The sequence below is a fragment of the Methylomonas koyamae genome, assembly GCF_006483455.1.
GTDB lineage: Bacteria > Pseudomonadota > Gammaproteobacteria > Methylococcales > Methylomonadaceae > Methylomonas > Methylomonas koyamae_B.
Map to the genome: position 1 here is coordinate 1 of NZ_PPPU01000035.1, position 8,609 is coordinate 8,609.

The window sequence follows — 8,609 nt, forward strand, 5'->3', positions numbered from 1 at the left end:
AATATACATTATGCGAACTTTATGGCTAGCCGCTCGCCGGCTCAGAATTTGCGTTAAGGCTGTTTTTAACAACAAGGAGTCGAAAAAATGGCGAAACGCAAGAGCAGCTTTTACCACGTGCGTTGGAATCGCGTAGGACTGAACGAAGCAAAAGCGGCTGAGGTTTTAGGTGTAACTGTTGAGGACGTGCGACAGTTTGACGAAACCGGGAACCCGCTAGCAGAGCGGGTTTTGCTTTTGTGGGACCGCAAAAACGTTGGTTTACCGGGTTGGGAGAAATTCTACTTTTCGCGGGGGCTGTTAATGTGTGGCCGGCGGCGATGGGATGCGGAGACAATCCAACGGCTGAAGGACCAGGAAGCCGAAATTGACCAACTCAGAAGCGAACTTGAGCGGCTTCGCCGCTTGCCGCGTCCGCTTCGCATCCTTCGGGCCTTGGCGAACTCGTAGACGGTTCGCCTTCCGGCTCCCGTGCTTCGCGCCGGCCGACTCTTGCCCTGTGTAGCAATATCGCGGCGGCGCTTCCTTCGGCGTTCGTCTCTTTCCCGATCTTGAACCGCTGCGGCGCCGGTCCCAAAACGCGGCGGCTTCGTTTAGGGTCGTTGTTTTTTGTCCGGTTAGGTGGCGACGTAGGCGGCTCACGGTTCTTTGCCGCGGTCGCCGGCTGGCTTCGCTGGCCGGCTGCGTGATAGGTTCTTTGTTACTTGTAACGCTAATCTGGGTAAAAGCCATCGTCCAGGATCGCGGACCAATCCCAAGGACAGTCGACAGGAAATGTAGTTTTGTCCAAGCCTGTTTCTTTCGCCGCCTCGATACGGGCTTTAGCGTAGGCATGAGACAGGATGGCGGGAAGCTGAGGTTTTAGGCTGGGGTTATCGTCCAGCACATCGACGAAGCTAATTCGCTGAACCTCGATGGTCAATTGCCAACTTTTACCGCGTCTTCCAGGCTGGTAGTGCCATTTGAGCAAGTGAGCAAGCAGCACGGTCAATCGGCTATCAAGCGCCCTTTTTTCACTGCGGCCCATAGATTCTATTTCCTCAAGGATGTTTGCAATGTCTAAATCCGAAAAGCGGCCGGACCTGATTAAGCCGGCTTGCTCTTGGGTCCAGCCGTAAAAGTCTGATTCGTAAGTCATGCGCCCTGCTCCTTTTGTGTTACATGTAACTTTTTGTCAACGTAGTCAAAATACTGTGCTTGGGTCATGGTCGCCATTAAGTCACGGTTAGCCTGGTCGATGAGCTGCTCAACAATCTGAAGCGGAGTTTTGCCGTGATAACTGGCGAGGCAGTCCAATTCCGACCAGCGGCGGTAATCAATCCACCAATCAACGTGCTTATGGCCGTTATTGTCAGTACCGCCCCTAGCGGATTTGCGGCGACGGTAGGCGGCTTGGCGTTCGGCGGTGGTTTTGGCTTTTCCGGTAGGTATACGGCCACGGCGTTTTGGTTCCAGAATCGGAAAAAGTTCGGCGGTTTGGGTGTCGGTTTGGTCTTTCATAAAGCCCCCTTGGTTAGTTAGCTTTATTGTTACAGGTAACGGTTATAAAGTCAAGATATTACGTTACAAGTGACGAGAAATATTAAAGGAAGGGAAGCGACGAAAAAGACCAGGTAATCAGAAAGCCACGACGAGAAAATCAAAATCGAAACCCAATCTACAGACCTTCAAACACCAACACGACCAACACCAAAACCACAAACGAGGCCAACAAGGAGGGACCGAAAAAATCAAAACCAAAAAATCAAGAGCTAATGACGAATACCGGACGTTTCCGCAGACTTCCGGCGAAAGTAATAATTTAAGCAATCAAGGCGAACGTTTCGCATCTATCGCAACAGATCATATCTGTTTTCCTTTTATACAAACTCGGCAGATCCTCGCGACGCTCATACACTTCGGCCATTACTGGCCGTTTGCATTTACAGATTCTCGCTGTGATTCGAGTAAGCTTTATGGCGTAGTTGTGTTTCATAAATTTAATGCCCCGGAGCCAAGCTGCCGAGAGAAGCAACAACGCCCAAGTTATCATTGGGCTGTGGCGTTGCTAGAGGTACGGTGCGACCTAACACGGGCTTGACCGTCTCATTCGATGCCGACGACGAACGAGGCCACGCTGTGACAGGATGCACGCCGGCTGACGTGACAATATCGACGCCATAGGGGCGAACGACGACAGCACAACCCAGGGCTTTTAGCTGGGTAATAGTGAAACGCTCGACCACGGCGGAACCCTCGTAGAATTCCAGAATGCCGGTAAACACTTCGGCCCCGGTCGAGTCTTTCGCGGACATGAAGGCGGAAAGCCGAGGCCGATACGACTTAATCAAGTGATCCAGGAAGGCGTTAGGACTGTTCACCGCTTGAACGGTGTTGGCGGAATCATGGCCGGTAGTATCGGCTTTGTCCTGCACAGGAGTTAAAGTGGCCGGAACAGGTGCGGACGTGGCGGCAGACGCCGCAGGCACAGCGGCGGCGGTATCCTTGGGAATCAAATACTTGTAGCTCAGAAAAACCACCAGAGCGACTAACAATAGCCACGCTTTCGCTTGGCTATGATCTTTTTTCGAGGTCTTGGCTTTTGCCATAGGTTCACCATTAGAAGTTAAGGGTTTGGCGTCAATAATGTCGTCAATTGTGGCCTGCAAGCGATCGACGTACACCTGTTTGCTCAGGTAATTCGCCGGCAAATAGCAATAGGTCGCGCGCATATCCAGAACACGATCACCGACGAGCTCCAGGCCGTCAGTGAAAATCTGGTTTGTATCGTATCCGTCATACACATCGGTACCGGCGAACCGCCACGTATCGTTAACCGTATCGGTGCCAGTCAGGCCGTAGTAAACGTCGTATTGATGCCACTTTGGGAAATAACCGGAGATAAAAAAGAACTCTAGGAACTTACCGAGGTACGGGATTTTTTTACGGTCGGACCTGGACGCCTGAACGAGATAATCACAACACGTCGTCTTCAGCTGTGAGTCGATCATTTCGTGATCCTGACAAAGAAGAATCAAATCCCAATGTCGTTTACGGCTGAGAAGCAACCATTGAATGATCTTTTCCCGCCCTTTCTCGTTCCACTGCCGGCAGTTCATCCACAAAGCAAGCTCGTCGAGAATAATTAAGCCGTTTTTGTCTTCGCCCCGGTATTTAGGGTCGAACGCATTCGGCAGCATCGCAAAATCGACATAACGGGGACAATCGGGCAGACGATAGACAATAGCCCCATTATCATCGGGTAACATGCCATCGGGGAAAATATCGAGGTTGGTAGCCACTGGCCGCCCACGCAACAAATAATCCCGCGCTTTATGAACCGCGCAAAGGCTTTTGCCCTCCCCTCTTACACCCTGAATAATCCAGCCCGGCATATTTCGTTACTCGTAACAATTAAGAAGAAAGCGCCTTGGCTTTGAACACAATCAGCTTTTCGTAACGTTGATAGCTCCAACGAATCAAGCGAGCGGTTAAAACGGCCATCAAACACGGCACAGCATTACCGGGCATTACCCAACCCCACACATCAATGACTACCTGAGGGATAGTCTGCTGCAACCCGGTAGCCAATGTTTTCATGCTCAATATGTATGAAGTGGCAATAGCTACCAGCAACGCAGTAGCCGCAATGATGACCGGCAGCCGGCGAGCCGCAAATAAAAATAGCTTTTCACCAACCGTAGCAATTAACGACGCGATGGCACTAAATAGCGCAGCAAATAAGGCAGGCATTAGGTTTGACCTCCGAAGGTGATTTTTAAGATATAAATCATTGAAAGCACGGAAAAAACCCAGGCTAACAACTCTCGCAGCGGTTGCAGCTTAGCGCATGGCTCGAAGTCAAAATCCCATTTACCGAAAATGCGAGCATGTATGCCGGACTGAGCAGAACAGCCGCTAACACTCGGCAACATGCCGGGGAAAAAATCCGAGGGAATGCCGGTCAAATTGTTGAAAACATCGGGATTAGCAGACAAGGACAAAGCATCAACAGCGGTCTGTTTATCGGCATTAACCGCGGCGTCAACGGACGAATTCTGAGACTGGCCGTCAAGCGTCGGAGCGTCGCCTAGATAGGCGTTGAGCTTGTCCAGAATGCCCTTGGTATTGGCGGCGGTGTCGCCTGTGTTTTTGTTGACGGTGCTAAGGTCCATGCCCTTACCCATTTCCGAAACGCCCTTTGCAATCGCTTGTAACGCGGCGCTATCGGTCTGAGAACTTGACCCGACCTGACCGCCGGAAACGGTGGTTGTCACGTTGCCATTGGTGCCGGTTGTAGTGGTCTTGACATAAGGCACTGACCCAATAACGTTGTCAGTTGTCGTCTCGGTCTTGGTTACGCTGCCATCCGGATTGGTAACGGTAGTAGTAGAGGTCGAAGAATCAGGGCGGAATTTCCAATAAGTGACGGTGCCGCCTGACGAAGTGCCATAAGTAGAGCCAGATTGAGGAGTAACACAAACATACTGGCCGTTGACGGTACCGCAGTTTTTCGGGGAGGTGGCGGTTACAGGAGTGCCGTTAATAGTGGCACCGGTCGGAGTAACCTGGACGGGAACGCCGTTAATGGTTGCGCTGCCCTGAGAGGTTCCGGGGCAGGTGTCGACTGGCGAGCCGTCAGAGGCCAAATCCCCAACGCAACCAGTTTTAGACGATTTAGGAAGGGGAGTATCAGAAGGCTGAACAACGGGCGCAGTATCCACGGTTTGCACGACACCTGTCGACATAGCGAACACGTTGCAATATTTCACAACGCCCTGCTTATAACAATCGGCATTAGGGCCCTGGATAGCCGACAGTGCAAAATTATAGGTGCAATTGCCCTGAACAACATTAGACGACTCACCGCCCACAAATAACACGGTTTGCCCAGCATCTGTACTAACCTTAACAGGAATTTTTCTCTGCTCCCCAGTAGGTGGACAATTTACCGTGGTAGGCTCACCGGTTATTGGATCAATGACCTGGTTATGCGACAACGATATCGGAATATCGCAAAACATCCAATAATAGTAATCGGGTGCCGAATATTTGTAGTAGAAACTGTGGGCGCCTGAACCGGGGCAATTAGCCGGCGGAAAAAAAGAATTTCCGCCAAGAGTAGAACCGGGCATGGCCGCTGCGAGGGCTTGCGCCTGAGTGCTATAAAATCTAACGATCTCCGCCGAGTTCGCAAAATGCGAAAACACTAATAAAAACGCACTAAGATAATATTTCATGTCTAAATAAAAAAGGCGGGGTTTCCCCCGCCTAATAGCTGAATTAAACAGCGGCGTTTGCTGATTTTTTGAACAGACGCATGATGATGAAGGCGATGGTGACCGCGATCATCAGAGGCCACGCCAGATCAACAAGCGCCAAAATATCGGTCTGGATGGTAGTAAAGGCAGTTGCTGCTGCGGTCGGCAAAGCGGCCTCAGTAAACGGGACAACACCCAGAGCCAAAGAGAAAACAGCAACAAGAACTTTCAAGAATTTCATAGATACACCTATTTATTTAAAGTTGAGATTTTTACCAGCACGACAAATGCGGTAATGATAAAACCGTACGCAAAACCAACGCCAAACAATCCAACAAGGTTTCCAACGAAATTACCCCAATCCGTAGAATTCATTAGTCAAGCGCCTTAGCAACTAAGACGCCAGCTATAAAACCCGCAAATAAGGATAATCCATAAGAAGACATTAAAACCAAGTTGATTAAATCGGTTGCTTGGGCGGAAGTCATTGGCACGCCTCCATTAACGATTAATGAAGAAATTGACCAGTAACACTAAGCGGCTCGGTCTTTTTGGGTGATTCATAAATGGGGTGAATCGTACCGGAGTTAAAACCGTTTCGTGACTGGGTTTAAATTCGTTTGTTAAAAAAACACTTTTCATACTAGTTTCAGCATGCCGAAGGGCGGCACCCTAATAAGGGTCCCGCCGCCCTTCGCCGCTACGCGGCTTTAGGTTGAGAGGTGGCTTGTGTAACAGGCTGCATTTTAATCAGTTGAATATTGGGGTCGGAAACTCGCCAGAATTTGCGACCGTTATATTCAGATTCTTCAAGACCTAGCACAACCTCTTTACCAACTAATTCACGGCACAAATTCAAAAACTGGACGGATTGTTTTGAAACGTTAACGCGCGATATTTGGCCGGGTCTGGTGAATTCAAATTCGAGATAAATCCGAATAGTATGGTCTGGCTGATGATCTTCTTGGATCGAGCGGGGAATGATAATAACTTGCATGGTTTTTTTCCTCTTGGTTAATGGCCTAATTAGGCGGCGTGTTGAAATAATTCGGACCAGTTGTTAACAACTTGGCATTCTAAGACTTTACGGCGAAGCTGCACTACGTTACCGGTTGAGATATCGGCGTCACCTAGTCCGGCGGCTCTTAGTATTTTTGTGTGGCGAAAAAATGTCGCTTTCGGGTAGTTCTCTTTAGCAGCCTGCCAACCATTTTGTTTAATGAAGAGAAAAAACATATAAGCAGATTTGCCCTGACCTTCTGTTTTTGCCGCGGCAATTATTCGGTCTTTTAATTCGTCGTCGTTTTTCATATCGGCTTCACCTATCATTCGTTTAAAGTAAGTATTCCATTCGTTTTTTAAGTCGCTTTTCGTCAATTCGTACCATTTCTTATTTCCCTCTATTCTTTCTCTTATCCATTGAGAGCCTAGTTTCAGCTCAAGCCGCAAGAGTCGGCTTATTAAATCTTTTTCGGGTTTGGTGTATTCCCTACCGGAGTAATCGGCTTTTTTGGTCTGGTATTCAATATGAGGACCTTTGGCGTAAGCTTTGCCGGAGCGTAAGCGGGATTTATGGGACCAGTAGACAGTGTCGCCGGCTTGTTGGCTGACGCGGTAACGGCCGCCCTCGCATTCCCGCAGAGTGCGAAGGGCAATGCGAACGGCTGCGAGATCGTCGAGAATTAAGTTACCTGTAACGTCTATTCGGGTCACGTGCCACACGTGAGGATTGCACGGTAAGTCGAGCTGGATTTGCTGGGAGACAAAACTTGCCATCCTGGACAGACAGCCAACCAAGTCAAGCGCGGCGCTTGGACCTTCGCCGAAGACGGCATCGCCGGAACCGCAAACCCTGGCCGGACTGCCTTGTATCCATATCGCATCGGAGCCGACGCGGAAAGCGATTTGGTGGCTATCGGAGCGGATTGAATCCCAAGCTGAAGACTCCCAACGGGTTTCGCCTGTGCGTGGGCAATAGCGCATAACTCTATCGGTCATTTTGCGTAGTTCTTGCCAATGATCCGTAGGAATTTCGGTCATGGGAAGATAGGCGGTGATCCAGTCGATTAACATGGGGTGTCACCTGTGGGAATAAGTGCCCCACTAACGTTTTGAGTGCGCGGAAAAGTCCCAAAAGTCTCACCCATGAGACTAAGTGCCCGTGTTACAAGAACGGGCACTTCAAGGCCGCTGACTTCCCTGTTAGAGCTGGTTAATTCTTCGGCCGGATTAGGGACGTAAATACCCCGGATTTTTCGATACTCGATTTCGCGTGCCAATTCAGCGACCTGAACCGGGTCGGTGCGGTCAATTGCTTCAACGCGGCAAAACGGCGGAACCGGGGCGAGTGTCGCTAGCATGTCCGATCTATATCTGTAACAGGTAACGATATTAGATAAACGCACAAATTGCCCGAATCCGGGCCGAGCGTGGCGGGATGGTTGCAACGTCGCGGGTGGTTCGAGGTGCGAACGGTCGACGAGCGCGGCGGCATCTATGGCTAATTGGCGATAAAAGGTTTGAACGCTCACAAAAAACCATCCTGACGCAACGACCGGAACGCGCGAATAAATCTACCAATGCCGTAAAGCAGACAGAAGACGAGCCAACCAGTGACGACAACTGAAACAAGGAAGCCCAAAACAGATTCGAACATAAAGCAGCCCTCCCCTATTGCACGGCGGAAAGGCTGCGGCGAAGGGCCGAGTTAATTAAGCGGGAAAAATTGTCTGGATAGGTCATGTAGTCATAACACCATTGAGACAACCGGACAGCACCGCGAGTGCGTACTAAAGTCATCCAATAGCGATGTTCATGCCTTGGGTGTTCTTTACGCCAATCGAAATAAAACGAGGAAGGATTAGACGCTGTAAAGCGGTCAAGATGTAATCGGATGTTCATCGCTTCGCCTCGATGGTTTGGAAATGCATCACAAGTCGTGACGCTTCACAATACGTTATCGATTGCAAGCCTAAACTGTCAAGCCTATAGTTCACAAAAAGTTAAGTAAGGGGCGAAACATGAAAAGCATTGTCGAGTATCTAGATGATTTAAAAGAGAAAACAGGAAGCGACTACAAAAGCGCAAAACTACTAAATGTCAAAGGATCAACAATATCGATGATAAGAAGCCGGGGGCAAATGGCAGATGAAACAGCGGTGAAGGTGGCAGATTTGTTAGGTGTAGACCGTGGGGAAATTTTGATTGCGGCGGCGATGGCCCGGAGTGAAGGCGAGACAAAAAGCGCGTGGAACGCGCTGGCAAAGCGATTAAGTGTTGCCGCTGGGTGGGTATTGGTTGCCGGGTTATCGTGGCATGACGGCGATATTAGGGCGGCAGAAAAGCCACACGAAATATACATTATGCGAA

The 8,609-nt window shown here is 49.8% G+C and carries 10 protein-coding genes; 2 read left to right on the plus strand and 8 right to left on the minus strand.

Annotated elements, in window-relative coordinates:
• Positions 1 to 87: 87 nt before the first annotated feature.
• Positions 88 to 450: a hypothetical protein gene (locus C2U68_RS17060; protein ID WP_140913674.1), complete on the plus strand. Its 363-nt coding sequence runs from the start codon at positions 88 to 90 to the stop codon at positions 448 to 450.
• 262 nt (positions 451 to 712) lie between these two features.
• Here C2U68_RS17060 and C2U68_RS17065 read toward each other — a convergent pair whose 3' ends face one another.
• The 8 genes from C2U68_RS17065 to C2U68_RS17100 form a co-directional block, all read right to left on the minus strand.
• Positions 713 to 1,138, minus strand: a complete 426-nt coding sequence (locus tag C2U68_RS17065; protein ID WP_140913675.1) for a DUF29 domain-containing protein — start codon at positions 1,136 to 1,138, stop codon at positions 713 to 715.
• Complete coding sequence (locus C2U68_RS17070; protein ID WP_140913676.1) at positions 1,135 to 1,500, minus strand: hypothetical protein; 366 nt, start codon at positions 1,498 to 1,500, stop codon at positions 1,135 to 1,137. The genes C2U68_RS17065 and C2U68_RS17070 overlap by 4 nt, the downstream gene beginning before the upstream one ends.
• Positions 1,501 to 1,979: 479 nt before the next feature.
• A complete protein-coding gene (locus C2U68_RS17075; RefSeq protein ID WP_140913677.1) occupies positions 1,980 to 3,374 on the minus strand; it encodes a zonular occludens toxin domain-containing protein in 1,395 nt (464 codons plus the stop codon).
• 19 nt (positions 3,375 to 3,393) lie between these two features.
• Positions 3,394 to 3,732, minus strand: a complete 339-nt coding sequence (locus C2U68_RS17080; RefSeq protein WP_140913678.1) for a DUF5455 family protein — start codon at positions 3,730 to 3,732, stop codon at positions 3,394 to 3,396.
• Entirely contained in the window at positions 3,732 to 5,219 is a 1,488-nt protein-coding gene (locus tag C2U68_RS17085; RefSeq protein WP_140913679.1) for a hypothetical protein, read from the minus strand. The genes C2U68_RS17080 and C2U68_RS17085 overlap by 1 nt, the downstream gene beginning before the upstream one ends.
• A 43-nt stretch (positions 5,220 to 5,262) precedes the next feature.
• Positions 5,263 to 5,481, minus strand: a complete 219-nt coding sequence (locus C2U68_RS17090; protein WP_140913680.1) for a major coat protein — start codon at positions 5,479 to 5,481, stop codon at positions 5,263 to 5,265.
• 459 nt (positions 5,482 to 5,940) lie between these two features.
• On the minus strand, positions 5,941 to 6,237 hold the full coding sequence (locus C2U68_RS17095) for a hypothetical protein (RefSeq protein ID WP_140913681.1): 297 nt from the start codon (positions 6,235 to 6,237) through the stop codon (positions 5,941 to 5,943).
• A 29-nt stretch (positions 6,238 to 6,266) separates the two neighbouring features.
• Entirely contained in the window at positions 6,267 to 7,313 is a 1,047-nt protein-coding gene (locus C2U68_RS17100) for a phage/plasmid replication protein, II/X family (protein ID WP_140913682.1), read from the minus strand.
• A 947-nt stretch (positions 7,314 to 8,260) separates the two neighbouring features.
• Here C2U68_RS17100 and C2U68_RS17105 point away from each other — a divergent pair.
• A partial coding sequence (locus C2U68_RS17105; protein WP_140913683.1) for a hypothetical protein occupies positions 8,261 to 8,609 on the plus strand: 349 nt, incomplete at its 3' end.

Coding starts and splice junctions, on each gene's coding strand:
- C2U68_RS17060 (WP_140913674.1), top strand. CDS start 88: ATGGCGAAACGCAAGAGCAGCTTTTACCACGTGCGTTGGAATCGCGTA.
- C2U68_RS17065 (WP_140913675.1), bottom strand. CDS start 1,138: ATGACTTACGAATCAGACTTTTACGGCTGGACCCAAGAGCAAGCCGGC.
- C2U68_RS17070 (WP_140913676.1), bottom strand. CDS start 1,500: ATGAAAGACCAAACCGACACCCAAACCGCCGAACTTTTTCCGATTCTG.
- C2U68_RS17075 (WP_140913677.1), bottom strand. CDS start 3,374: ATGCCGGGCTGGATTATTCAGGGTGTAAGAGGGGAGGGCAAAAGCCTT.
- C2U68_RS17080 (WP_140913678.1), bottom strand. CDS start 3,732: ATGCCTGCCTTATTTGCTGCGCTATTTAGTGCCATCGCGTCGTTAATT.
- C2U68_RS17085 (WP_140913679.1), bottom strand. CDS start 5,219: ATGAAATATTATCTTAGTGCGTTTTTATTAGTGTTTTCGCATTTTGCG.
- C2U68_RS17090 (WP_140913680.1), bottom strand. CDS start 5,481: ATGAAATTCTTGAAAGTTCTTGTTGCTGTTTTCTCTTTGGCTCTGGGT.
- C2U68_RS17095 (WP_140913681.1), bottom strand. CDS start 6,237: ATGCAAGTTATTATCATTCCCCGCTCGATCCAAGAAGATCATCAGCCA.
- C2U68_RS17100 (WP_140913682.1), bottom strand. CDS start 7,313: ATGTTAATCGACTGGATCACCGCCTATCTTCCCATGACCGAAATTCCT.